20 protein-coding genes are annotated in these 24,052 nt (G+C 70.5%); 11 read left to right on the top strand and 9 right to left on the bottom strand.

Translation table 11 applies throughout. The annotated features are described in order from the left end of the window. Positions 1-25 precede the first annotated feature (25 nt). A complete protein-coding gene (locus AQJ46_RS34600; RefSeq protein WP_059209311.1) occupies positions 26-784 on the top strand; it encodes a cache domain-containing protein in 759 nt (252 codons plus the stop codon). 113 nt (positions 785-897) lie between these two features. On the opposite strand, the gene AQJ46_RS34595 is transcribed toward AQJ46_RS34600, so the two are convergent. After that, entirely contained in the window at positions 898-1,548 is a 651-nt protein-coding gene (locus tag AQJ46_RS34595; RefSeq protein ID WP_057610109.1) for an MmyB family transcriptional regulator, read from the bottom strand. Positions 1,549-1,772: 224 nt separating this feature from the next. Between AQJ46_RS34595 and AQJ46_RS34590 the strand changes: the two genes are divergently transcribed. Beyond that, positions 1,773-2,429: a helix-turn-helix domain-containing protein gene (locus tag AQJ46_RS34590; protein WP_059209310.1), complete on the top strand. Its 657-nt coding sequence runs from the start codon at positions 1,773-1,775 to the stop codon at positions 2,427-2,429. A 32-nt stretch (positions 2,430-2,461) separates the two neighbouring features. Next, positions 2,462-2,992 (top strand): hypothetical protein, encoded by a 531-nt coding sequence (locus AQJ46_RS34585; RefSeq protein ID WP_059209475.1) that lies wholly within the window; start codon positions 2,462-2,464, stop codon positions 2,990-2,992. Between the two features lie 23 nt (positions 2,993-3,015). On the opposite strand, the gene AQJ46_RS34580 is transcribed toward AQJ46_RS34585, so the two are convergent. Further along, complete coding sequence (locus tag AQJ46_RS34580; RefSeq protein ID WP_059209309.1) at positions 3,016-4,038, bottom strand: alpha/beta fold hydrolase; 1,023 nt, start codon at positions 4,036-4,038, stop codon at positions 3,016-3,018. Positions 4,039-4,281: 243 nt separating this feature from the next. Here AQJ46_RS34580 and AQJ46_RS34575 point away from each other — a divergent pair, with 243 nt between their 5' ends. Then, positions 4,282-4,521 carry a hypothetical protein gene (locus AQJ46_RS34575; protein ID WP_059209308.1) on the top strand — a complete coding sequence of 80 codons (240 nt, stop codon included), beginning with the start codon at positions 4,282-4,284 and terminating at the stop codon, positions 4,519-4,521. 21 nt (positions 4,522-4,542) lie between these two features. Here the strand turns inward: AQJ46_RS34575 and AQJ46_RS34570 are convergent, their stop codons facing one another. Together AQJ46_RS34570 and AQJ46_RS34565 are read right to left on the bottom strand one after the other, a co-directional pair. After that, the gene (locus AQJ46_RS34570; protein WP_059209307.1) at positions 4,543-5,223 is read right to left on the bottom strand and encodes a 4'-phosphopantetheinyl transferase family protein; all 681 of its coding nucleotides are present in this window, start codon (positions 5,221-5,223) and stop codon (positions 4,543-4,545) included. Further along, a complete protein-coding gene (locus tag AQJ46_RS34565; RefSeq protein WP_059209306.1) occupies positions 5,220-6,080 on the bottom strand; it encodes a metallophosphoesterase family protein in 861 nt (286 codons plus the stop codon). Before AQJ46_RS34565 ends, AQJ46_RS34570 begins: the two co-directional genes overlap by 4 nt. Positions 6,081-6,345: 265 nt before the next feature. Here AQJ46_RS34565 and AQJ46_RS34560 point away from each other — a divergent pair, with 265 nt between their 5' ends. Both AQJ46_RS34560 and AQJ46_RS34555 read left to right on the top strand, forming a co-directional pair. Continuing rightward, a complete protein-coding gene (locus AQJ46_RS34560) occupies positions 6,346-7,467 on the top strand; it encodes an ATP-grasp domain-containing protein (RefSeq protein ID WP_057612719.1) in 1,122 nt (373 codons plus the stop codon). A 154-nt stretch (positions 7,468-7,621) separates the two neighbouring features. After that, positions 7,622-9,301: a carbohydrate binding domain-containing protein gene (locus AQJ46_RS34555; RefSeq protein WP_059209305.1), complete on the top strand. Its 1,680-nt coding sequence runs from the start codon at positions 7,622-7,624 to the stop codon at positions 9,299-9,301. A 53-nt stretch (positions 9,302-9,354) separates the two neighbouring features. On the opposite strand, the gene AQJ46_RS34550 is transcribed toward AQJ46_RS34555, so the two are convergent. The 5 genes from AQJ46_RS34550 to AQJ46_RS34530 form a co-directional block, all read right to left on the bottom strand. Beyond that, positions 9,355-9,876, bottom strand: a complete 522-nt coding sequence (locus AQJ46_RS34550; protein WP_059209304.1) for a cupin domain-containing protein — start codon at positions 9,874-9,876, stop codon at positions 9,355-9,357. Between the two features lie 115 nt (positions 9,877-9,991). Beyond that, on the bottom strand, positions 9,992-11,242 hold the full coding sequence (locus AQJ46_RS34545; protein ID WP_208617026.1) for an alpha-L-fucosidase: 1,251 nt from the start codon (positions 11,240-11,242) through the stop codon (positions 9,992-9,994). 4 nt (positions 11,243-11,246) lie between these two features. Further along, a complete protein-coding gene (locus tag AQJ46_RS34540; protein WP_059209303.1) occupies positions 11,247-14,294 on the bottom strand; it encodes an alpha-mannosidase in 3,048 nt (1,015 codons plus the stop codon). A 76-nt stretch (positions 14,295-14,370) separates the two neighbouring features. After that, the gene (locus AQJ46_RS34535; protein ID WP_059209302.1) at positions 14,371-15,708 is read right to left on the bottom strand and encodes a 6-phospho-beta-glucosidase; all 1,338 of its coding nucleotides are present in this window, start codon (positions 15,706-15,708) and stop codon (positions 14,371-14,373) included. Positions 15,709-15,922: 214 nt separating this feature from the next. Continuing rightward, positions 15,923-16,687, bottom strand: a complete 765-nt coding sequence (locus AQJ46_RS34530) for a DeoR/GlpR family DNA-binding transcription regulator (RefSeq protein WP_059209301.1) — start codon at positions 16,685-16,687, stop codon at positions 15,923-15,925. Positions 16,688-16,814: 127 nt separating this feature from the next. Between AQJ46_RS34530 and AQJ46_RS34525 the strand changes: the two genes are divergently transcribed. From AQJ46_RS34525 to AQJ46_RS34505, 5 genes are all read left to right on the top strand, one after another. Beyond that, positions 16,815-17,975, top strand: a complete 1,161-nt coding sequence (locus tag AQJ46_RS34525) for a carbohydrate kinase family protein (RefSeq protein WP_225887467.1) — start codon at positions 16,815-16,817, stop codon at positions 17,973-17,975. A gap of 64 nt (positions 17,976-18,039) precedes the next feature. After that, positions 18,040-19,326: an ABC transporter substrate-binding protein gene (locus tag AQJ46_RS34520; protein ID WP_059209300.1), complete on the top strand. Its 1,287-nt coding sequence runs from the start codon at positions 18,040-18,042 to the stop codon at positions 19,324-19,326. Further along, positions 19,326-20,276 carry a carbohydrate ABC transporter permease gene (locus AQJ46_RS34515; RefSeq protein ID WP_059209299.1) on the top strand — a complete coding sequence of 317 codons (951 nt, stop codon included), beginning with the start codon at positions 19,326-19,328 and terminating at the stop codon, positions 20,274-20,276. The genes AQJ46_RS34520 and AQJ46_RS34515 overlap by 1 nt, the downstream gene beginning before the upstream one ends. 14 nt (positions 20,277-20,290) lie before the next feature. Next, positions 20,291-21,130: a carbohydrate ABC transporter permease gene (locus AQJ46_RS34510; RefSeq protein ID WP_057612710.1), complete on the top strand. Its 840-nt coding sequence runs from the start codon at positions 20,291-20,293 to the stop codon at positions 21,128-21,130. Continuing rightward, positions 21,127-24,051 (top strand): glycoside hydrolase family 2 TIM barrel-domain containing protein, encoded by a 2,925-nt coding sequence (locus AQJ46_RS34505; protein ID WP_059209298.1) that lies wholly within the window; start codon positions 21,127-21,129, stop codon positions 24,049-24,051. The genes AQJ46_RS34510 and AQJ46_RS34505 overlap by 4 nt, the downstream gene beginning before the upstream one ends. The last annotated feature ends 1 nt before the right edge of the window (position 24,052 follow it).

The following is a 24,052-nucleotide window of genomic DNA, read 5'->3' as shown; positions in this document are numbered from 1 at the left end:
GGGTCCCGTCCGCTGGAGGGCAGCCATGGGCCTCGCGACGGCAATGCTCGACAAGGCACCGGAGGAGTCGGTCGCGGCGCGGGTCCGCTCGGCCGTGGAGACGGTCTTCGACGCCGTGGCCGCGACCCGCGCGGACACCACGGCCCTGCTCGAACGGGTGGCCGCCGAGGGCAGGCGCCCCGCCACCGTGGACCTCGCCGCCCTGCGCCCGGGTCTTCATCTGCGGCTCGCCCGGCACGCGTTGGTGTCCGGAGTCGGGTTCGTCGCCGCGCCGGGACTGCTCACGGACGTACCCGCGTGGCTGGAGTGGTGGCAGACCGGCTCGGAGGGTGACGTAAGGCCGCTGCCGCTCGACCTGGACCCCGAGCACTCGGCGTACGCCGACTACACGCACTGGGACTGGTTCGCGCTCCCCCGCGACACCGGGGAGCGGGCGGTGGCCGGGCCGTACGTCGACTACCTCTGCTCCGACGAGTACAGCCTGACGCTGTCGGCGCCGGTCGAGGTGGCGGGCCGGTTCGCCGGGGTGGCCGCGGCCGATGTGTATCTACGGCACTTCGAGGCGGCCGTGATGCCGATGCTGCACCAACTCCCGGGCCCCGCCCGTCTGGTGAACGCCCGCGGCCGGGTCGCCGCGTCCACCGACCCGCGCCACCTGGTCGGCTCCCTCGACAAGGGCCCGGACTTCGCGGAGGCGTTGGCGACGGGCAGGCCCGGGCGGGCCGACGGGGCGCGGCTGGTGCCGTGCGAGGGGGTGCCGTTGGTGCTCGTGGTGGCGGAGTGAACCGGCAGGGGTGGCCCCGTGGAACACCTCGGCCCCGTGGAACACCCTTGCTCCACGGGGCCGGACACTTACTGACGAGGCGCCGTCGACGACCTGAACGCCGACGGTGCCCGTCAGGCCTGGGGGGTGGGGACCACCGTGAGATGTGTCGTCGCGCGGCGCGGGCGGCGCCTGGTGGGAGCCGGGCGGAGTACCAGGGTCAGCCTGGTGTAGCCCAGGTCGCGCAGGGTGCGCGGGGTCTCGTCGACGACCCGGCAGTCGGTGGCGCCCCAGCGCGGGTCGGGGTGCACCAGCGGGCGTACGGAGCCGTCGTGCTCCACCGCCCGCTCGCCGACCGCGCGGATCCAGTGCGGCAGGCCGTGCCGGTAGGCGGCGTCCATGATCGGGTCCTGGGCGATGTCCCGGCGGATCGCCTGGATGCCGTGGTCGTGGCCGTGCCGCTCCGCCGCGGCCGCGAAGTGCGCGAGCATCGGCAGACACCAGCGCGACTCGTGCTCGCCGAGGACACTGCTCGCATCGGGGTGGAAGAGGACGAACCGGAGGAAGTTGTCGCCCGGCATGGCCGTCGGATGCGGACCCACGGCACGGAAAAGTGACGCGAAAGCGGCGTTGGCCAGGACGACGTCCCAGCGGTGGTCGAGGACGACGGACGGGAAGGGGACGGCTTCCAGGAGCGTGGCGTAGTCCTGAAGATACGCCTGGGCTTCGAGCCCCTCGGGGACGGGCCGCAGTTCCGACGGCTGCCCACCTGCCTGATATGCCATCGGGAGGTCACCCCTCTTGCCTATGCGGCCTTCACGCGGCGCCTTGATCCTGCTTCCCCGGAGCGAGTGGTGTCAACTATCGTGGCATTCCGTAGCTGTTGACGGCTGAAATTGGCCACAGTTGTGGCGACACCTGGATGTGAGTTCGAACAACGGGCTACTCTCCGGGAAGTTCACGGCGACCGCCTGTGAGTAGTCGGGTGAGAGACGTAGGAGATCTGTCGGTGTCGGATGGCTTCGAGAGCCCGGACGACGCGGCAACGGTCGTGCTGACGGCCGTCGTCGCCCGCGTCACCGCACTCTCCGACCGGCTCGGCGTGCCGCACGCGCAGGTCTTCGACACCGGTCGGCTGTCCGTCGCCTCGGGTGTCCCCGAGCCCGTGGTCAAGGCCCTGCTCAGCGGGCGCCCGGCGGGTGAACCGGACGTCCAGGCGCGGTTCCTGCAGCGGCTCGACCTGTTGCGCCGCACCCGGCTCAAGCCCAACGGGCGCAAGTACACCCAGCAGGAGATCGCCGACGGCGCGGGCATGTCCCGGCAGCAGGCGGGCGCGCTCATCAACGGCGACCGGCGCCCCACCATGGAGCACTGCGACGCCATCCAGCGGTTCTTCCGGGTGCACGCCGGGTTCCTGACGGCCGAGGACCCCGAGGCGCTCGCGGGTGCGCTCCAGCACACCGAGCAGGAGCTCCTGCACAAGCTCGCCGACCGGGAGCGGGAGGCCGCCGCGGCCGCCCACGACCCGTTGGAGCGGCTGCTCCAGGACCACGGCGTCCGCGGGATCGCCTGGCGGGCCGCGCAGCTGCCCACCGACCAGCACCGTGACAAGGTCGCCGAGTGGCTGGACATGCTCCTGGAGAGCGTCAAGCGGCCCGAGTCCTGATCCTGGAGACAACTGTGGGCATCGGTAAGCACATGCGCCGCCTGAGCGGCGAGTTGGTGGCGGAGCTGGAACTCGACGCCCCGGCACGGCCCGAGGACCTCTACGGCGCCCTGTGCGACGCGATGAGCAGACGCCGGGGCCGCCCCGTCCACTTCCGTACGGCGCCCTTCCCGCCCGGCACGGCCAGCGGGCTGTGGCTCGACATGGCCGACCAGGACCTCGTGGTGATCGAGGAACGCACCGCCCCCGACCACCAGTTGGTGATCCTCGGCCACGAGCTGTGGCACATGAACGCCGGCCACTGCTCCCACCACGTCGAGGGCGCCGCGGTCGCCGCCCGCCTCCTCAGCGACGACGCCGATCTGCAGGCCACGGTCCGCAAGGTGGCCGCCCGTAGCCGCTTCGAGCTCGACGACGAGCGGGAGGCGGAGAGTTTCGGCCTGTTGCTGGCCAGCAAGTGCCGGACGTGGCTGGCCGGTTCGTCGCTGCGGGGGCCGGTGCAGCGGGACCGTCTGGCGGGGCGGATCGAGGCGTCGCTGGGGTATCTGGGCCCACAGGGCTGACCCTGCCCCGCCGTCACGTCACCTCAAGTCGCGCTGCGTTCGCTCGCCTCTCTCAGGTCACGGTCCACGCCACGCGTCCGCGAGGCGCCGGGGCCGCCGTCCCGGAGCAGTTGCCTCCAGTGGTCACGGCTCCAGTCCGCCGGGGCCGTGCTCGCCGTGAACTCCTCGACCAGCGAGACGAACCGCGTGGGATCGCTGTGGAACGGGAAGTGACCGGCGCCCTCGAAGATCTCCAGGCGGCTGCCCGGCATCGCCTCGTGCGCCCCGAAGGCGTGCCGGACAGGTACCACGCTGTCCCGGTCGCCCCACAGCAGCATGGTCGGCATGCCCTCGGTGAGGTAGCAGCGGTCGAGCATGGTGACGACCTGGCCACGCCAGTCGACGACCGCGCGCAGGGTGCGGATGAAGGCGTTGCGGGAGGTCTCGTCCGGGAGGGCGTCGACGAGGTTGAGCAGATCCGGGGCGTCCTGGCCGAGGTCGGTGTCCAGGAGCTTCATCAGGTGGACGGCGAGGCCCACTTGGAGCCGCATGCCGGGCAGCCGCAGCGACGACAGCATGAGGTGGGCCCCGGGCAGGGAGACCAGCCGCAGCACGGGGTTGACCTCGCGGCCCACACCGCCGGCGCTGACCAGGATGAGCCGCTCGGTGCGCTCGGGGAACTGGTAGGCGAACTGCATGGCCACTCCCCCGCCCAGCGAGTGCCCGACCAGAGTGGCCGACTCGATGCCCAGGGTGGTGAGCAGATCACGCACGCCGTTGGCGTACGCGGCCACCGAGTAGTCGGCCCGCGGCTTGTCGGAGTCGCCGTGACCGAGCAGGTCGGGGGCGATCACGGTGTGGGTGCGGGCGAGGTCCGGAATCAGCTCGGCCCAGGTCGCCGAGGAGTCACCGATGCCGTGGATGAGGACGAGCGGCGGGCCCTCGCCCGCCATGCGGAATGCACGGCGGTAACCGTGCACCACGCGGTACTGCAAATCCAGTTCTGCGTCGCCCACCGAGCGCAGCCGAACGGCGCGCACCGGGCGCCGGCGCGGGTCGTCGACCATGTGCTCACCTCCCGTTCCCCTGGCCGCGGATCAAGACGGCCGAAAGCCCTTCCTCCCAGCGTAGGACCGCTTTCCCCCCGGTGATTTCGGTGAGGTTTCGCCTCCGCTAAGCGGGCGAACGAACGGGCGCGGAAGCCGGATTGTCAGTGGTGGACGGCAAGCTGGAGATGCACGCCCGTACGGGCTGCGACCGACGCGCCCCGCCCGGGGGTGCGACCGACGCCGACTTGGGGAGAGCCGCCGATGCCCACCGCCGTACTGACCGACCGTGAGCGCACCGCCGTCCAGGCCTATCTGCGGCTGTTGCACACGGTCCGAGCCGCCTTCGACACCGCGGCCGGCCCACCCGACACCGCCCGACCACCGGTCGTCCCGCCGGCGGTCCTCGCCGAGGCCGAACAGGCGCTGGCGGACGCGGGCCTCGAGGGCAACGAGGAGGCGTTCTTCAGGCTGCTGCAGAGCTGGTGTCCGCCGGAGTCCTAGACGTACGACCGCGCCGTGCGCTCAGGCGTGCGGCACGGTCACCGATGTCGCGACCAGGCCGCCCCGGACCGTCCAGCGACCCTCCAGGACACCGCGGCGCTCGCCGCCCACCAGCGGGCCGGGGACGAGCAGTTCGGCGCGCAGAGTGCCGCCGGAGGGCTCTGCGGGGTCGACGAGGATCTCTATGTCGGCCTCGGTGAAGTCCAGCCACTTGCCGGTGAGCGGGAACCACGCCTTGTAGACGGACTCCTTGGCGCTGAACAGCAACCGGTCCCAGTGGACCGCGGGGTACGTCCCGGCGAGTTCCCGCAGCCTGACCCGTTCCTCCGGCAGGGAGACACCCTCCAGCACGCCCTCCGGGAGCGGTCCGTGGGGTTCGGCGTCGATGCCGAGGGAGGCCAGGTCGGCCGCGCGGACCAGGGCGGCGGCGCAGTAGCCGTCGCAGTGGGTCATGCTGCCGGTGAGCCCGGCCGGCCACCGCGGAGCGCCGCGTTCCCCGGGCAGGACGGGCTGCGGCGGCACCCCGAGTTTCTCCATGGCCCGGCGGGCGCAGGCCCGCACGGCGGTGAACTCACGGCGGCGCTTGGGGACCGCGGCAGCGACGAGCGCGGCTTCCTCGGGGTACAGCGTGGCGTTCTCCGGCTCGTCGTGACCGTAGGCCTCGACGGCCACCACCGAGTCCGGCAGGAGTTCCTCGATCACCGTGCGCCGACCTCCCCCGGCACGATCCGGCGCAGCCGTCCGGGCGGCTCCGGCCGCTTGCGCCACTCCCGCGGATAGCCCACCGACACCTCCTCGAAGCGGACGCCCTCGTGCCAGGTGGTCCGCGGGATGTGCAGATGGCCGTAGACCATGGTCTCCACGCGGAACCTGCGGTGCCAGTCGGCGGTCAGCGTGGTGCCGCACCACATCGCGAACTCGGGGTACCACAGGACGTCCGTCGGGTGCCGGTCCAGCGGGTAGTGATTGATCAGGACCGTGGGCAGGTCGTCGGGGAGCACGGCGAGCCTGCGCTCGGTCTCGGCGACCCTGGCCCGGCACCAGGCCTCGCGGGACGGGTAGGGATCGGGGTGCAGCAGGAACTCGTCGTTGCAGACGATGCCGGTGCCGTGCGCGTACGTGAGGCCCTGCTCCTTGGTGGTGCAGCCGGCCGGCAGGAAGGAGTAGTCGTAGAGCAGGAACAGCGGGGCCACGGCGACGGGGCCGCCGGGGCCGTCCCAGACGGGATAGGGGTCCTCGGGGGTGAGGACGCCGAGTTCCCGGCACATCTGGACGAGGTGCTCGTAGCGGGCGGCCCCGCGCAGGGTGACGGTGTCCTTCGGATGGGTCCACAGTTCGTGGTTGCCGGGGGCCCAGACGACCTGGCGGAAGCGGCCGGCGAGGGTCTCGAGGGCCCAGCGGACGTCGGCGACGGTCTCGGCGACGTCACCGGCCACCAGGAGCCAGTCGTCGTCGGTGTCGGGGCGCATCCGCTCGACGAGGGAGCGGTTCTCGGGATAGCCGATGTGCAGGTCACTGACGGCCAGCAGCTGGGCCGCACCACCGGCCGTAGACGTCACCTCTCGCCCCTTCCGAGCACCCGGGTGGAACCACGAGAACACATTTGTTTTCCTGGTACAAGAGTGGCCCGGGGCGCCGGGGCTTCATGATCGGGAATTCCGTAACACGGGTGTTGCACGCGTGCCCCCTGGAAAGCCGTATGATCGCCCCACCACCACCGCTCTGAAACTTCCCCTTCGCAAGGGGCTGTTTGGTGACCCTCCAACCACCCTGCCCGGGCACGGGCCTGCTTCGCCCTGCCCGCAAACCCGAAAGGCGGCCTGCATGCTCTCTCGCGTACGCGTCTGGCTCAACCGCACGTACGCGGAGAACGTGTTCTTCATGGATCAGCTGCGGCGAAATCCCAGCGCCAGAGCCGTCGAGATCCATGCGACGCACGGAGACGCCGACTCGCCCGTGCTGGCCGCCGCGGACACCGCCGAGCTGGAGCCGGAGGGGCTGTCACCGGCCGGCTACGTCGAGTTCGCCCTCGACCAGTGCCAGCGGCGGGGCATCGACGTGTTCGTGCCCCGGCTGCACCAGGCGGCGATCGTCGCCCACCGCGCCGACTTCGCCGCGATCGGTACGGCGCTGCTCGCACCGCCGCCGGAGGCCGTCGCCGTCTTCCACGACAAGGTCGTCGCCTACGAGGCGGTCCAGGCCGTCGGTGTTCCGGTGCCGCCGTGGTGGCGGGTGCGGACCGCGGACGAGCTGGTCGCGGCCGTGGAGGAACTGGAGGCCGACGGCCACAAGGCCTGCTTCAAGCCCGCGTCCGGTGCGGGCGGGGTGGGCTTCCGGGTCATCACGCGCGCGCCCTTCTCGCTCGCGCAGCTCAACGGGTTCCCCAGTCCGTACGTGTCGCTCGACACGGTCGTCGAGGCGCTCGAGCAGGCCGACGAGCAGGTGGACTGGCTGGTCATGCCGCGTCTCGAGCAGCCGGAGGTGTCGGTGGACACGCTCACCGGGACCGACAACCGGGTGCGGCTGGCGATCGGCCGCACGAAGAACGGGCGGCGGCGCGGGTTCACCCAGCACGAGCAGTGGCTGGAACCGGCACGGCTGATCGCCGAGGGGTTCGGGCTGCACTATCTGTCCAACATCCAGTTCCGGATGTTCGGTGACCGTCCCGTGCTCATGGACGTCAACACGCGGCCTGCGGGTGGGCTGCACCAGCTCTCCCTGTGCGGGGTCAACGTGCCTTGGGCCGCTGTGCAGTTGGCGCTCGGTGAGGACACCGGGGTGATCGAGCCGCCGTTCCTGGGGCAGGACTACACGGTGGTGTCGGGGCTCAGGCAGCTGCGGCCGGTGTCGGTGCCTCATCAGCGGGTCGAGGAGGTCGAGCCGTTGTTGCCTTCCGTTCCCGCGCCTGCACCTGCGGTGGAAACGGCTCAGGCCCTGCCGCTCTAGGTAGTTCCCCGCCCCCTGGGCAGCTCCCCTCGACCGGTATGGACCAATCCCCGCCGCTCATCTTGACAGGCGGATTGGTCCATACCAACTTGGTTGCGCACCCCCTTGCACTTCTCTGCACTCCCGAACACCCCCATATCTTCAGGGAGATCGCGTGCGCAACCCACTCAGACGTTCCAGACTTCTCGCGCTCCTCGGCACCGCCGCACTGGCTTTCGTCGGTGCCGTCGCTCTGCCCGGCACGGCTCAGGCGGCCAACGTCCTGACCAACCCCGGCTTCGAATCCGGGAATCTCTCCCCCTGGACCTGCACCGGCAACCTCGGTTCGGTCGTCTCCTCCCCCGTGCACGGAGGCACCAAGTCCCTTCAGGGCGCGGTGAGTTCGAGCGACAACGCCCAGTGCAGCCAGACCGTCGCCGTCCAGCCGAACACCACCTACAGCCTCAGCGGCTGGGTGCGCGGCTCCTACGTCTACCTCGGCGTGAACGGCGGTTCCTCCACCTGGACCTCGTCCCCCTCGGCGTACAGCCAGCTCACCACCAGCTTCACCACCGGCGCCTCGCAGACCAGCGCCACCGTCTACGTCCACGGCTGGTACGCCCAGGGCACCTACTACGCCGACGACATCAGCCTCGACGGGCCCGGCGGGGGCGGTGGCTCGGACACGCAGTCGCCGAGCGCGCCCGGGAGTCTGCGGTCCACCGGGAAGACCTCCTCCAGCGTGTCCCTCGCGTGGAACGCCGCCTCCGACAACGTCGGAGTGACGGCGTACGACGTCTACAGCGGGTCGAACCAGGTGCTGAGCGTGTCCGGCACCGGCGCGACCGTGAGCGGCCTCGCCGCCAGTACCTCCTACACCTTCACCGTGAAGGCCCGGGACGCGGCCGGAAACGTCTCGGCGGCCTCCAACGCCGTGTCCGTGACGACCGACGCGGGCGGCGGTGGCGGGACCGGGTTCAAGCAGGCCGCCCCCTATCTCTACCTCGGCTGGGGCGATCCGCCGAGCGCGACCTCGGTGATGAGCGCGACCGGGATCAAGTGGTACACGATGGCCTTCATCCTCTCCTCCGGTGGCTGCAACCCCGCCTGGGACGGCAGCAGGCCGCTGACCGGCGGCAACGACCAGTCCGTCATCAACTCGATCCGGTCCGCGGGCGGCGACATCGTCCCGTCGATCGGCGGCTGGAGCGGCAGCAAGCTCGGTCCGAACTGCTCGACCCCCGAGGCGCTGGCCGGTGCCTACCAGAAGGTGATCGACGCGTACGGCCTCAAGGCCATCGACGTCGACATCGAGAACACGGACGAGTTCGAGAACGCGACCGTGCAGGACCGGATCCTGAACGCCCTGAAGATCGTCAAGGCGAACAACCCGGGTCTGAGGACCATCCTCACGTTCGGCACCTCGACGACCGGGCCGACGTACTGGGGCAACCGGCTGATCGAGCAGGCCAAGGCGCTGAACGCGAACATCGACGTCTTCACGATCATGCCGTTCGACTTCGGCGGCGGCAGCGACATGTACGGCAACACCGTGAACGCGGCGGAGGGGCTGAAGACCAAGCTGAAGTCGACCTTCGGGTGGGACGACGCCACGGCCTACGCCCACCTGGGGATCTCCGGCATGAACGGGCTCAGTGATCAGCAGGAGTTGACCAGCACGGCGATCTGGACCCAGATCCGTGACTGGGCGAACTCCCGTCACATCGCCCGGCTCGCGTTCTGGTCGGTCAACCGGGACCGGCCGTGCCCGGGCGGCGGAGTGACGAGCAACTGCTCCGGCATCAGCCAGAACAACTGGCAGTTCACCTCGATCACGGCCGGCTTCACCGGCTGAGGACGCGGGAGGTCCCCGGCGCCATGCGGCTGTCGGGGACCTCCCGCCTTCTCTCAGGCCCGCGCCGCGAGCGCCTCGCGCCACACCGGGCTGTCGACGTAGTGGTTGTCGAACCGCTCCGAGGAGTCCTTGATCTCCTGCGGATCGGCCTCGCCGCGCATCACCCGGCCGAGCAGCCGCAGGTAGTCGAAGCGGCCCGCGCCCGGCGTGAAGACGAACAGCACGTCGGCCGTCCTGCCGGGCGCGGCGGCGAAGGCGTGCGGGGTGTGCGGCGGCACGACGAGGAAGTCGCCCGCCTCCAGGACGGTGATCTCCTCGCCCAGCAGCACCTGGAGCGCTCCGTCGATCACGAAGAACATCTCGGCGGCCCTGGTGTGCAGGTGCGCGGGCGCGCCGACCGCGCCCTCGGCGAAGGTCGACCGGTAGCCGGTGAGCCGCCCGCCGGTGTGGTCGGAGTCCGCGAGGAGCGTCATCACGCTGCTGGGGTCGCGGGTCGTCTCGGCGTCGGCGGCACGGGTGAGGACCGGGGGGAAGTCCGTGGCCGGCGCGGGCTCGTTCTTCTTCGTCGTCGTCATGCCTACGACGTTACGGACCCGACCGACCGGCGGCGGGGGGCATTTCCCGGCCGGAATCATGGGTCAATTCCGGGGTCCGGTGCCCCCCGCCTCACGGGACCTCGGGCGAGGAGCCTCAGAACCGGCCCGACCCCCGGTACAGCTCCAGTTCCCCGTCCAGCTCGACCGCCAGCACCGTGGCGTAGGGATCGAGGTCCGCCCCGTTCGGCGGATCGATCCACAGCACCCCGACCGCCTCGTGCAGTCCGCCGACCACCCGGTGCGCCAGCTCGGTACCGGTGCCGAGGACGGTGACCTTGCGGACCGGTGTGGCCAGGCCGCGTACCCCGATCTCGGCCCGCGGGACGTCGAACAGGGTGAGATAGAGCGTCCGGCCGTCCGCGGAGAGCGTGCTGGGTCCGTAGTGGTGCCCGGCGGGCAGCCCGCGCACGGTCCCGTACACGGCCTCGGAATGCTTGCGGATCCACTCCCCCAGACCCTCCAGGCGTTCCACCTGAGGCTCGGGGATGGTGCCGTCCTCCATCGGGCCGACGTCGAGGAGCAGATTGCCGCCCCCGCCGATGGTCTCGGTGAAGTAGCGGATCAGCTGGGCGAGCGACTTGTGGTGGTGATCGTGGTGCTGGTAACCCCACGAGTCGTTGATCGTCAGGCACAACTCCCAGGGGCCGTCGGGCGGTTCGATGGGAGCGCCCTGTTCGGGGGTGGCGTAGTCGCCCTCGCTGAGCATGCGCGCGTTGAAGACGACGTCCGGCACGTACGACCGTATGAGCGCGGCGAGTTCGGGGATGCGCCACTGCTCCTCGCTGCGGTCCCACTCGCCGTCGAACCACATCAGGTCGGGCCGGTAGCGGGAGGCGAGCTCCCGGATCTGGCCGTCGCGGTAGGCGATGAACCGCTCCCAGGCCGCCAGGTCCTCGTCCTCGGCGGCGACCTCGGAGTAGCGGTTGTCCTCCTGCTCCGGCGGGCGGCCCGGCTTGCGCGTGGAGGCGTAGTCGGGGTGGTTCCAGTCGGAGTGGGAGTAGTAGAAGCCCACCTTGAGGCCCTGTTCGCGCAGGGCCTCGGCGTAGGGGCCGACGTAGTCCTTGCCGAGGTTCAGGTCGCCGTACTCCGTGTCCCACAGGGCCACGCCGTCATGATGACGGGTCGTCAGCACGGCGTACCTGGCGCCGGCACGGGCGAACAGATCGGCCCACTCACGGGGGTCGTACTCGGCCCCCGTGAAACGCTCCAGCTGGGACATGTACTGGTCGTGCGGGACGATGTCGTCGTAGAACGACCAGGACTCCTGGACGCCGTCGACGGCGTAGATGCCCCAATGGATGAAGATCCCCAACTTGGCGTCGGTGAACCAGGGTTGCATGGACACGGGGTCACCCCCTCCGCAGGCGGAGCGTCAGCACCTGGAACGGCCGCAGCGAGACCGCCACGCCGCCGTCGGTGACCTCGGCCGTCTCGTCCTCCAGCGGGCGCTCCAGCAGGTCGGTGACCTGGGCGCCGGCGAGCGGGAAGCCGGTGCGCAGCACGCCCCGGGCGCGACCGCCGCCCGACTCGTACAGCCGGACCACCACGTCACCGGACCCGTCGTCGGCGAGCTTGACCGCTTCGACGGTCACGCCCTCGCCGTCGACCGAGACGACCGGCTCGGGGGTACCAGCCGCGTCCGCCACCCGGAGCGGGAGGTTGAGGGAGTAGCCCTCGGCGACGGTGTCCTCGATGCTCGCGCCGGGCAGCAGCGAGTAGGTGAAGCGGTGCGTGCCCTGATCGGCCTCCGGGTCCGGGATGCGCGGGGCGCGGACCAGGCTGAGCCGGACCGTGGTCGTCGTACCGCCGTCCTCGCGGACCGTGCGGGAGACGTCGTGGCCGTAGGTGGAGTCGTTCAGCACGGCGACGCCGTAGCCCGGTTCGCCGACGTGCACCCAGCGGTGGCCGGAGACCTCGAAGCGGGCCGCCTCCCAGCTGGTGTTGGTGTGCGTGGGCCGCTGGATGTGGCCGAACTGGATCTCCGCGGAGGAGTGCGCGGCCCGGACGTCCACCGGGAAGGCGGCCTTGAGGATCTTCTCGGCCTCGTGCCAGTCGATCTCGGTCTCGAAGTCGATCCGGGGGCTGCCGGCGCGCAGGGTGATGGTCTGGGTGATCGTCGAGCCCTTGCCGAAGGACCGCGTCACCCGGATCGCGCCCAGCAGCGGGTCCTTGGAGACGACCTCGACCGACGTGGGCTCCAGGAGATCGGTGTACCGGTTGTTGTAGTGCTTGTCGATGTCCCAGGCGTCCCAGTAGTTCGGGAGGTCGGTGTGCAGGCGGAGCAGGTTGCCCTTGTCGCCCAGCACCTCCCGGCCGGCCCGCAGATCGAGGACGGACGACAGCGTGCCGTCCTCCGCCACCTCCACCCGCACCAGCCCGTTGTCGAGGACGCGACCGGCGACACGGACCGGCTGCGCGGGCTCGGCGTCGGCCAGGGGCGCGCTGCCGTTCGCGGGCACCTCGACGTACGCCAGAGCCTGATCACCCGTGCGCACCACCTCGGAGCGGTCGAACGGGCTGGTGTTGAAGACGCGGGTGCCACCGGCGCCCAGCGCGGCCACCGCCTCGGCGGTCAGCGTCTCCAGCTCGGCGGCCACGCGGGCGTATTCGGCCTCCGCCTCGCGGTGCACCCAGGCGATCGAGGAGCCCGGCAGGATGTCGTGGAACTGGTGGAGCAGGACCGTCTTCCACAGGCGGTCGAGCTTCTCGTACGGGTACGAGTAGCCCGGCGCGTGCAGCGCGGCCGTCGTCGCCCACAGCTCGGCCTCGCGCAGCCGGTGCTCGGAGCGCCGGTTGCCTTGCTTGGTGCGGGCCTGCGAGGTGTAGGTGGCGCGGTGCAGCTCGAGGTAGAGCTCGCCGACCCAGACCGGGGCGTCGGGGTACTCCTCGCGGGCCTTGGCGAAGAACTCGTCGGGGTGCTCGACGACGACCTTGGGCGAGCCCTCCAGGTCGGCGAGGCGCCGGGCCCGCTCCATGATCTCGCGGGTGGGGCCGCCGCCGCCGTCGCCCCAGCCGAAGGGGGCCAGGGAGCGCGTTCCGCCGCCCTTCTCGTTGTAGTTGCGGACCGCGCGGTCCATCTCCTCGCCGCTGAAGCGGGCGTTGTAGGTGTCGACCGGCGGGAAGTGGGTGAAGATCCGGGTGCCGTCGATGCCCTCCCACCAGAAGGTGTGGTGGGGGAACTTGTTGGTCTGGTTCCAGGAGATCTTCTGGGTGAGGAACCAGTCGTTGCCGGCCAGCTTGGCGAGCTGCGGGTAGGCGGCGGTGTAGCCGAAGGAGTCCGGCAGCCAGACGCCCTTGGTCTCGACGCCGAAGTGCTCGATGAAGAACCGCTTGCCGTGGATGAGCTGGCGGGCGATGGCCTCGCCGCCGGGCAGGTTGCCGTCGGCCTCGACCCACATGCCGCCGACCGGGGCCCACTGGCCCTTCTTCACGGACTCCTGGATGCGGGCCCAGACGTGCGGGTAGTTGTCGCGGACCCATTCGTACTGCTGGGCCTGGGAGCAGGCGAAGATGAAGTCGTCGTACTCGTCGGCGAGCGCGGTGACGTTGGAGAAGGTGCGGGACGTCTTGCGCTTGGTCTCGCGGATGGGCCAGAGCCAGGCGGAGTCGATGTGGGCGTGGCCGACACCGGAGACCGTGTGGGCGCTGGCGTTGGCCGGCTTGGCGAGCACGGGTGCGAGGACCTGGCGGACCGCCGCCGCGCTGCCGGAGACGTCGTCCAGGTCGAGGGCGTCCATGGCCCGGTCCAGGGCGTGCAGGATCTCGTGGCGGCGGGGCTCGTGCTCGGCGAGGTGGACCATGAGCTCGCGCAGCACCTGGAGGTCCAGGTCGAGGTGGAAGACCTCCTCGTCGAGGACGGCGAGGTCGGCGCGCTGGAAGGTGTAGAGGGGCGCGGACCCGGCCGTGAGCTTGTCGCCCATCGGCGTGATCTTCGAGAAGTTGTCCTTGAGGATGTCCGGGTTGGAGGCCGCCTCGACCAGGTAGTCGATCTCCTCGCCGCCGTTCGCCGGGTTGGCGATGGGGACGTACTGGTTGAGCGGGTTGACGGCCTTCAGGGGGCGGCCGTCGGCGAGGTGGACCAGGGCCTCGGCCTGGTTGCCGGGCCAGTCGCCGACGAAGCCGAGGTCGATGACCGCCTCGACGCGCCGTCCGGCCCACTCGGCGGGCACCCGGCCGCGCATCCGGAACCAGGTGGTGCCCCAGGGCGGGCCCCACGGGGTGTCCATCGCGAAGGGCGTGTAGCGGGCGGCCGCGGCCTCCTCGAAGGAGACCGGCTCGCCAGGCGCCTGCCAGGCCTCGACCTCGAAGGGGACGGTGGCCGCGTAGACCGCGGGCTTGATGCGCTGGTCGTGGGCGCGCTGGACGCGCTCCTCGATGCGGCGGCGTTCGTCGTGCATGAAGGGTCTCCAGGGAGGGAGAGAGCGAGCTGGTGGGGCCGACAGGCGAGGGGAAAGCGCTTTCTAAAAGTGGCCGCTACTTAAGGTACGCGAGCCCGGGATGGACCGAGGTGTAGCCCTCGACCAGCTTGCGGGCGACATTGACGGAGTCGACCAGCGGGTGCAGCGCGAAGGCCTTCACCGCGGTCGCTCGCGAGGCGGACTCGGCGGCGGCCAGCACCTCCCGCTCGACCGCCTTGACCGAGCAGACCAGTCCGGTGGCGTGGCCGGGCAGCGGTGCGACGGAGACCGGGTGGGCGCCGTTGGCGTCGACGAGGCAGGGCACCTCGATGACGGCGTCGTGGTCGAGCACGGAGAGCGTGCCCTGGTTGCGGACATTGAGGATCAGGGTGGTGCGCTCGTCGCGGGCGATGGCCCTCATCAGGGCGAGGGCGACCTTCTCGTAGCCGCCGGAGAGATCGTCGGCGTCGCGTTCTCCGGCGCCGGCCGTCTCCCGGTTCTCGGACATGTAGGTGGCCTCGCGCTCGGCACGCGTGCGGTCCCACACGTCCAGCGCCTTGGCACCGGGGGCGCCGACCTCGTCGTAGAACCGCGCCTGCTGGTCGGCGAGGAAGGCGCCGCGGGTCTTCTCGGCGTGCTGGTAGGCGCGGACGGCCTCGCGGTTGAAGTAGTAGTAGTGCAGGTACTCGTTGGGGATCGCGCCGAGGGACTGGAGCCAGTCGACGCCGAAGAGCTTGCCCTCCTCGAAGGAGCCGAGCAGGTCGGGGTCGGCGAGCAGCCGGGGCAGCTCGTCCCGGCCGGCGATCGTCAGACCGCGGACCCAGCCGAGGTGGTTGAGGCCGACGTAGTCGATCCAGGCCTCGTTGGGGTTGGCGCCGAGCACGCGCGCGATGCGGCGGCCGAGGCCGACCGGAGAGTCGCAGATGCCGATGACCCGGTCGCCGAGGTGGCGGGACATGGCCTCGGTGACCAGGCCCGCCGGGTTGGTGAAGTTGATGACCCAGGCGTCGGGAGCGAGCCGGGCCACGCGCCGGGCGATGTCCACGGCCACCGGGACCGTGCGCAGGCCGTAGGCGATGCCGCCCGCGCCGACCGTCTCCTGGCCGAGGACACCCTCCGCGAGGGCCACCCGCTCGTCGTCGGCGCGCCCCTCCAGGCCACCGACGCGGATCGCCGAGAAGATGAAGTCGGCGCCGCGCAGAGCCTCGTCGAGGTCGGTCGTGGTGGTCACCGTGGGGGCATCGGGGACGGCGGCCGCCTGTTCGGCGAGGACCCGGCCGACCGCGGAGAGCCGGCCGGCGTCCAGGTCGTGCAGGACGACCTCGGTCACCCGGCCCTCGGCGCGGTCCGTCAGCAGCGCGCCGTACACGAGCGGGACCCGGAAGCCGCCGCCGCCAAGAATGGTCAGTTTCACCGGGTGCCTCCAAAAATGCCCCGGCGTTCAGGCTGGGACGAATCATCTACGGGCAGCGCGTCGCGAGAACCGGGCACGCGCTGCCTCCTTGCACTTGCTCCGAGAACCCGGGCCGGCGTCGACCCGGCCGCTGTCGATCGCGTACGACCCGGTCGCCCACCGAGCGGTCGAGCGGCGTGAGCCAGGGATCTCCTTCGATTCCGGGGGCGCGGATTCAAGCTTGTACCTTTCCTGCCAGGACCACCTCGACGCCCGCCTCCTCCAGGGAGGAGCGGGTCGCCGCGTCGACCGGCGCGTTCGTCACCACCACGTCCAGCTCCTCCGGACCGCACACCTTCGCCATGCCCGTACCCGGGAACTTGGCCGTGTCGGCGAGCAGGACGGTCTTGTCGCTCGCCTTGATCATGGCCCGTTTGACCGGCACCTCGACGACCGTCGTGTCCATCACCTGCCCGCCGGGGCGCACTCCACTGGTGCCGAGGAAGAGCCAGTCGGCGTGCAGCTGGCGGAGGTTGTCCTCGGTGAGGAAACCGACCAGGGAGCGGTACTCGCGGCGGACCATGCCGCCGAGCAGCACCAGCTCGATGCCCTCGTCGTCGGCGAGCTCCTCGTAGACCACCAGGTTGCTGGTGATCACGGTGAGCCGGCGGCCGTGCAGCTGCCGGGCCAGGCGGTAGGCGGTGGTGCCGATGTCGAGCAGCACGGACTGTCCGTCGGCGATCAGCGCGGCCGCCCGGGCGGCTATGGCGTCCTTCTCCGCCACCCGGACCTCGGCGACCTCGGCGAAGGGCTGGTCGCCCTCCTCGGCGCGCGCGCCGCCGTGGACCCGGGTGAGCAGCCCGTCCTCCTCCAGCTTGACGAGGTCACGCCGGATGGTGGCGGGGCTCACACCGAGTTGCTCGGAGAGATCCGTCACGGCCGCGGGACCGCCTGAGCGCAGGGCCCGCAGGATGAGTTGGTGTCGTCGTTCAGCCAGCACGCCGTGAACACTACTCGTCATCTTCAATCATTTCCATGCTCAGTTCTGCTTGGGTATTGACCAATCTCGCCGAGCGGCGCACGATTCCCGTCATCGAAATTGACGTGTTTTGACGAGAGGCGCTCACGTGGACGACGACCGGCCCGAGGTGCTGCTGACCGGGCTGCTCTTCTACGACCTCGTCCTGACGGGTCTGGGAAAGCCGCCGACGCCGGGCGAGGAGATCTGGACGGCCGGCATGGGCTGCGGCCCCGGCGGCATCGCCAACCTGGCGGTCGCCGCGTCCCGCTTCGGCCTGCGCACCTCCCTGGCCACGGTCTTCGGCGACGACTTCTACGGCGGCTATTGCCAGGAGGTCCTCGCGGGTCAGGAAGGTGTCGACCTCTCGCTCTCGCGGGTCGCGGACGGCTGGCACACCCCCGTCACCGTCGCGCTCGCCCACGGTGACGACCGGGCGCTGGTCACCCACGGCCAGGAACCGCCGTACTCCCAGGACGCGCTGATGGGCGACCCGCCCGAGGCGCGCACGGCCCTGGTGCATCTGGAGTCCGAGCCGCGTGCCTGGCTCTCCAAGGCCGCCGCGAACGGCACGCACATCTACGCGGACGTCGGCTGGGATCCCACCCAGGTGTGGTCCACCGACCTCCTGGACCAGCTGGCCCTGTGCCACGCCTTTCTCCCCAACGAGACCGAGGCGATGGCCTACACCCGCACCGACAGCGCGGTCGCGGCCCTCGGCACGCTCTCCGAGCTGGTGCCGGTGGCCGTGGTCACGCGGGGCGGGGACGGCGCGGTCGCCGTCGACCAGACCACCGGCGAGTACGCGGACGTCCCGGCCCTCGCCGTCGACGTCCTCGATGCCACGGGCGCGGGAGACGTCTTCGGCGCCGCCTTCGTCGCCGCCTCGCTGGGCGGCTGGCCGCTGGAGGAACGGCTGCGGTTCGCCGTCCTCGCCGCGGGTCTTTCCGTACGGCATCACGGCGGGGCCCTGGCCGCCCCGGGCTGGTACGGAGTGGACCGGTGGTGGCGCTCGCTGACGGACCCCGACCTGAAGCGGGCGTACGGATTCCTGGCCGACCGGCTCCCGGCGGACGTGGGCCCACCGGTCCACTACGCGCCGATCACACCGCCGGCCCGGCCGGCAGCGTTCGCGCCGGTGGTTCCAGGGGCCGAGCACGCTCCGGCCGCCCCGAAGACCTCGTCGGCCGAGCACGCCCCGATCTCCCCGGACACCCCGCAGTCCGCGCACTCCCCCGTGCCCCCACCCGACAGCGCACGGCAGCACTGACCCCGCAACTCCCACGCAAGCCCCCCATGCACGTCCCGAAATGATCCGAAAGGCGGTGGGAGCTGTGCGGCTCTCACGAAGAGGCCTGCTGCGCGCGGGCCTGGGCGGTACAGCCGCCACGGCACTCGGCGGCCTGGCCACCGGCTGCGCCGTTCCGACCGGTTCGACCGGCCGGAACATGGTCCTGTGGTACTGGAGCGGCGGTCTGAGCGACACCGTCGTGAAGAACGCCAGGGCCCGCTACGGCAGTTCCGTGAGCCTGGACGCCATCCAGATCGGCGGCCAGTACCGCTCCAAGCTCATCACCACCATCACCGGCCGGGCCCACATCCCCGACATCGCGGGGCTCAAGGGCGAGGACATGGCCGCCTACCTGCCGAACGCGGACCAGTTCATCGACCTGCGGACCCTGGGCGCGGAGAAGTACAAGAGCCAGTACCTGTCCTGGAAGTGGGACCAGGGCATCGCCGACGACGGCACGATGGTCGGCTTCCCGATCGACTGCGGACCGGTCGGGCACTTCTACCAGTACGAGATCTTCCGCAAGGCGGGGCTGCCGTACGAACCGGACGACGTGTCGCAGGAGCTGAACACCTGGGAGAGCTACTTCGCCGCGGGTGAGCAGCTCAAGAAGCGGATCCCGGGGACCATGCTCCTCACCGACGTCAACTCCGTGTTCGAGAACGTCGTGCAGCAGGGCTCCAAGCGGTACGTCGACAAGGACCGCCACTTCATCGGCGACCAGGAGCACGTGCGCGACGCCTGGGCGCTCGCCGTGGAGGCCAAGCGCCGCGGGATCGTCTCCGACCTCGTGAGCGGCACCCCGGACCAGCTGTCGGCCAAGCAGGACGGCAAGCTGCCCAGTGAACTGGGCGCCTCCTGGGCGGCCTTCGACATCAAGAACGGTGTGCCGAAGGCCAAGGGCAGGTACCGGGTCGCCCAGATGCCGGTGCGGCCCGCCAACAACGGCGGATCGTTCCTGGCGATCACCAAGGCGTGCCGGGAGCCCGAACGGGCCTTCGAGATCATCACCTGGATCCTCAACGCGTCCAACCAGGCGCAGGGTTACGTCGACGCGGGCCTCTTCCCCTCCACGCCCGCCTCGTACGGCCTGAAGCAGATGCGGGAGCCCGACCCGTACTTCGGCGGCCAGGTCACGACCGACATCTTCGGGCCGGCCGCGCAGAAGATCGTGGTCGCCTACAACAGTCCGTTCGACGTCGCGCTCGGGCAGCCCATCAAAGACGAGATCAAGAACGTCGGCGTCCTCGGCAAGGACCCCAAGAAGGCCTGGAGTGACGCCATGAGCAAGTGCCGTCGCATCGCGAAGCACCTGGGGGTGAGCTACTGATGGCCGTCCTCGAGCAGACTCCGCCCGCGGTGGCACAGCCCACGCCCACGCAGCCCAAGAAGGGCCTGCGCAAGTACTGGCACCTCTACGCCGCGATCTCCCCCTTCTATCTGATCTTCCTCGGCTTCGGCCTGTTCCCGGTCGGCTTCTCGCTCTACCTGTCCTTCCACCGCTGGGACGGCCTCGGCTCGATGGAGTGGGCCGGGCTCTCGCAGTACCAGTACCTGCTGAGCGACGGCGATTTCTGGAACTCGATCGGGAACACGCTCATCATCTGGGCGCTGGCCACCTTCCCCATGATCTTCCTGGCGATGGTCACGGCCGTGATGCTCAACTCCGCGGTCCGGTTCAAGGGCCTGTACCGCGTCGCGTACTTCCTGCCGAACGTCACCTCGGTCGTCGCCATCGCGATCGTCTTCGGCTCGATCTTCTCCACCAACAGCGGTGTGGTGAACGCCGTCCTGCACTCGGTGGGCATCGACCAGGTGGCCTGGCTGAACACGCCGTGGGGGATCAAGGTGACCATCGCCGCCCTGATGACCTGGCAGTGGACCGGCTACAACGCCATCATCTTCCTCGCCGGCCTGCAGACCGTCCCGGGCGAGCTGTACGAGGCGGCGCGCATGGACGGCGCCGGTCCGATCCAGACCTTCTTCCGGATCACGCTCCCGCTGCTGCGGCCCACGCTGCTGTTCGTGCTCGTCGTCTCGACGGTCACGGGTCTGCAGAGCTTCTCCGAACCGCAGGTCCTGCTCCAGACCTCGTCCAACGACTCGACGTTCGCGGGCGGGCCCGGTCACTCGGGCCAGACGATGGTCCTCTACTTCTTCCAGCAGACCTTCGACAACAACGACTTCGGGTACGGCGCCGCGGTGGCGTGGGGCATCTTCCTCGTCGTCGTCCTGTTCTCGATCATCAACTGGCGCCTCGTGCAGCGCCGCGGCGACTAGGAAGGGCGCGCATCATGGCTGCCATCAAGGGATCCCGCCGCAGAGGGATCGCGCTGCACCTCCCGCTGATCATCGGCACCGTGCTCTCGGCCTTCCCGTTCTACTGGGCCGTGATCATGTCGACGCACAGCTCGTCGGAGATCTTCGCGTACCCGCCGAAACTGCTGCCGGGAACGCACTTCCTGGAGAACGTCCGCAACCTCTTCGACGCCATCGACTTCTTCGGGTCGATGTGGAACTCGCTGCTGGTCGCGGTGTCGGTGACCTTCCTCGTCCTGCTCTTCGACTCGCTCGCGGCCTTCGTCTTCGCCAAGTTCGAGTTCCCGGGCAAGAACGTGCTGTTCGGGCTGCTCATGGTCATCTTCATGGTGCCGGCGCAGCTGTCGGTCATCCCGCAGTTCGTGATCATGGCGAGGATCGGCTGGATCGGCTCGATGACCGCGCTGATCGTGCCGGCCGCGGCCAACGCCTTCGGCATCTTCTGGATGCGCCAGTACATGAAGTCCGCCATCCACGACGAACTGCTCGACGCCTCCAAGCTGGACGGCGCGCACTTCCTCCGCCAGTACTGGCACGTGGCGCTGCCGGTGGTCCGCCCCGGTCTCGCCTTCCTGGGCATCTTCACCTTCATGGGCCAGTGGAACGACTTCGCCTGGCCCCTGATCGCCCTCACCAACCCCGACAACGTGACCCTCCAGGTCGCGCTGTCCCAGCTCAACGGCACCCACGGCACCACCGACTACGGGATCGTGATGACCGGCGCCCTGCTCGCCCTCGTCCCGCTGCTGATCGTGTTCGCCATCGGCGCCAAGCAGATCATCGGCGACCTCGCCAAGGGAGCCGTGCGCGGATGACGGCCGATCCCCTGATCGCCCTGCGCCCCTGGGAGGCACCCGAGGTGACCTCCTGGGGACGGCTGCCCATGAACGCCGTCGACCGGCGCTCCGGAGTACTCCCCCTGGACGGCGACTGGCGCTTCCAGTTGCTGCCCGCTCCGGACGCGCCGGTCGGCGGCTCCTGGTCCTCGGCGTACGTGCCGGGGGCCTGGACCGTGCAGGGCACCGACGACCTGCCGCAGTACACGAACGTGCGGATGCCGTTCCCCGAGTACCCGCCCCACTCCCCCGCGGGCAACCCCACGGGCGTCTACGAGCGCGAGGTGGACGTCCCCGCCGAGTGGGCCGGTCGCCGGATCGTGCTCCAGGTCGGGGCCGCCGAGAGCGTGCTCCTCGTGCACGTGGACGGGCGGCCCGTCGGCGTCTCCAAGGACTCCCATCTGGCGGCCGAGTTCGATCTCACGGGACGGGTGCGCGCGGGCGCGCGGAGCGTCGTACGGCTGACGGTCGTCAAGTGGTCGGACGCCTCGCACATCGAGGACCAGGACCAGTGGTGGCACGGCGGGATCACGCGGTCCGCGCTGCTGTACGCGACGGATCCGCTGCATCTGGCGGACGTGACCGTGCGGGCGTCCCGCAGCGGCGAGCTGCGGGTGGACTGCAGGGTGCGGGACACGGGCGGCGCACTGCCCGAGGGGTGGTACGTCAGCGGCGAGCTGGAGGGGCACCTGCTCACCCAGGACGCGGAGTTCGACCGATTCAACGCCGAGGACGAGCGGGTCTCCGACTTCCTCGGCGAGGCACGGCTGCGGACCGTCGTGGAGGACGTCCGCACCTGGAACGCCGAGACACCCGAGCTGTACTCGCTCACCGTCCGACTGCACCGCGCCGACGGCACGGTCGCCGACACCTCACGGCACCGGACCGGCTTCCGGGACGTCGAGATCACCGGCCGCGACCTGCTGGTCAACGGCGAGCGGATCTTCGTCCGGGGCGTGAACCGGCACGACTTCCACCCCCTGACCGGGCGCACGGTGTCGTACGACGACATGCGCGCGGACCTGATCACGCTGAAGCGCTTCGGGTTCAACGCGATCCGCACCTCCCACTACCCCAACGATCCCGCCCTCTACGACCTCGCCGACGAACTCGGTTTCTACGTCGTCGACGAGGCGGACATCGAGTCCCACGACCACGCCCACGAGATCGCCGACGACCCGCGCTATCTGAACGCCTTCGTGGACCGGGTCTCGCGGATGGTGCTGCGGGACAAGAACCATCCGTCGGTCGTCATCTGGTCGCTGGGCAACGAGTCGGACTACGGCGCGAACCATGACGCGGCCGCCGGGTGGGTGCGCCGGCACGACCCGACGCGGCCGATCCAGTACGAGGGGGCGGCAAAACTCGACTGGGCGGACCCTTCGGTGGCCTCCGACATCGCCTGCCCCATGTACGCCTCGCTCGAGGAGTGTATGGAGCACGCGCTCTCCGGGCGGCAGACCAAGCCCCTGATCTGGTGCGAGTACTCGCATGCCATGGGCAACAGCAACGGCACACTCGCGGACCATTGGGCGGCCATCGAGTCAACGCCAGGTCTTCAGGGCGGGTTCATCTGGGAGTTCTGGGACCACGGCATTCTGCAGCGTGTGAACGACGGCAGACCGGTCGGACGTGGGGGCGTCGGGCTCTATGACAACGGTGTCGCCGCGCCCGGCCACCGCTGGGCCTACGGCGGCGACTTCGGCGAACTCCTCCATGACGGCGCCTTCATCGCGGACGGCGTGGTCTTCCCCGACCGCACGCCCAAGCCGGTGATGTACGAGCACCGCGAGATCGCGGCGCCGGTGCGCATCGAGTGCTTCAGGCACGAGGGCATCGTCCTCGGCAACCACCAGCACTTCCGGGGCCTGGCCTGGCTGACCGGCGAGTGGGAGCTCTCGCTCGCCGACGGACGCACTCTGACCACGCCCGCCGAGCTGCCCGATCTGCGGCCCGGTGAGACGGCGGCGGTACCGCTGCCGTTCGAGCTGCCCGAGGAGGGCGGCGAGGCGTGGCTGACGCTCCGGGTGACGACCGCCGGGGACGAGCCCTGGGCGCCGCGCGGGACGGTGGTGTGCGTGCCGCAGGTGCGGCTGCGGGAGGCGGTTCCGCAGGCTCCGGTGAGAGTGAAGAATCGTTCCGTCGAGGTCGCCGACGACGGTCTCCTGGTCCACCCCCTGCTCACCGCCGCACCCACGCTCTCCCTGTGGCGGGCGCCCACCGACAACGACGAGCTCGGCGGCATGGCACCGCGCTGGCGCGACTGGGGACTCGACGCCCTGGTGCGCAAGGTCGCGGACGTACGGCGGAGCCCCGGACGGGTCACCGTGCACGCCGAGTACGCCTGTGCGGCCGGTGTCGTCCGCCATCTGCAGGTCTTCACCGCGGTCGAGGGCGCGATCCATGTCGCGGAGTCGGCCGAGCTGCCGGACGGGCTCGACGACGTGGCGCGGGTCGGCTCGGTCTTCGAGACGGTCGCCGGGCTCGACCTGATGGAGTGGTACGGACAGGGCCCCTGGGAGTCGTATCCGGACCGCGCCTTCGGGGCGCCCGTCGGCCATCACTCCGTGCCCGTGGACGCACTGTTCACCCCCTATCTGCGCCCGCAGGAGAGCGGCGGCCGTCACGGCGTACGCCATTTCACGCTCTCCGCGCCGGACGCCACCGGCCTCGCGGTCATCCTGGACGAACCGCGCCAGGTCGGCGTGAGCCGGTACCGCGCCGCGGACCTCACCGGCGTGACGCACCACGACGAACTCGTCCCGCGGGCGGGCTGTGTCGTGCACATCGACGCGGCCCACCGCGGCCTCGGCACCGCCTCCTGCGGACCGGACACCACCGCCTCCTACCTCGTCGCGCCGGGCGTCCATCGCTGGAGCTGGACTCTGCGCGCCCTCTGAC

Origin of the sequence: Streptomyces canus (assembly GCF_001514145.1) — a bacterium.
Lineage (GTDB): Bacteria > Actinomycetota > Actinomycetes > Streptomycetales > Streptomycetaceae > Streptomyces > Streptomyces canus.
The sequence above is the reverse complement of the archived record's forward strand: the minus strand, read 5'-3'. Positions and strand labels throughout refer to the sequence as shown.

What these genes read in the sequence shown, in the direction of transcription:
- AQJ46_RS34600 (WP_059209311.1), top strand. Translation starts at nt 26, where the DNA reads ATGGGCCTCGCGACGGCAATGCTCGACAAGGCACCGGAGGAGTCGGTC.
- AQJ46_RS34595 (WP_057610109.1), bottom strand. Translation starts at nt 1,548, where the DNA reads ATGGCATATCAGGCAGGTGGGCAGCCGTCGGAACTGCGGCCCGTCCCC.
- AQJ46_RS34585 (WP_059209475.1), top strand. Translation starts at nt 2,462, where the DNA reads ATGCGCCGCCTGAGCGGCGAGTTGGTGGCGGAGCTGGAACTCGACGCC.
- AQJ46_RS34580 (WP_059209309.1), bottom strand. Translation starts at nt 4,038, where the DNA reads ATGGTCGACGACCCGCGCCGGCGCCCGGTGCGCGCCGTTCGGCTGCGC.
- AQJ46_RS34575 (WP_059209308.1), top strand. Translation starts at nt 4,282, where the DNA reads ATGCCCACCGCCGTACTGACCGACCGTGAGCGCACCGCCGTCCAGGCC.
- AQJ46_RS34560 (WP_057612719.1), top strand. Translation starts at nt 6,346, where the DNA reads ATGCTCTCTCGCGTACGCGTCTGGCTCAACCGCACGTACGCGGAGAAC.
- AQJ46_RS34550 (WP_059209304.1), bottom strand. Translation starts at nt 9,876, where the DNA reads ATGACGACGACGAAGAAGAACGAGCCCGCGCCGGCCACGGACTTCCCC.
- AQJ46_RS34540 (WP_059209303.1), bottom strand. Translation starts at nt 14,294, where the DNA reads ATGCACGACGAACGCCGCCGCATCGAGGAGCGCGTCCAGCGCGCCCAC.
- AQJ46_RS34515 (WP_059209299.1), top strand. Translation starts at nt 19,326, where the DNA reads ATGGCCGTCCTCGAGCAGACTCCGCCCGCGGTGGCACAGCCCACGCCC.
- AQJ46_RS34510 (WP_057612710.1), top strand. Translation starts at nt 20,291, where the DNA reads ATGGCTGCCATCAAGGGATCCCGCCGCAGAGGGATCGCGCTGCACCTC.
- AQJ46_RS34505 (WP_059209298.1), top strand. Translation starts at nt 21,127, where the DNA reads ATGACGGCCGATCCCCTGATCGCCCTGCGCCCCTGGGAGGCACCCGAG.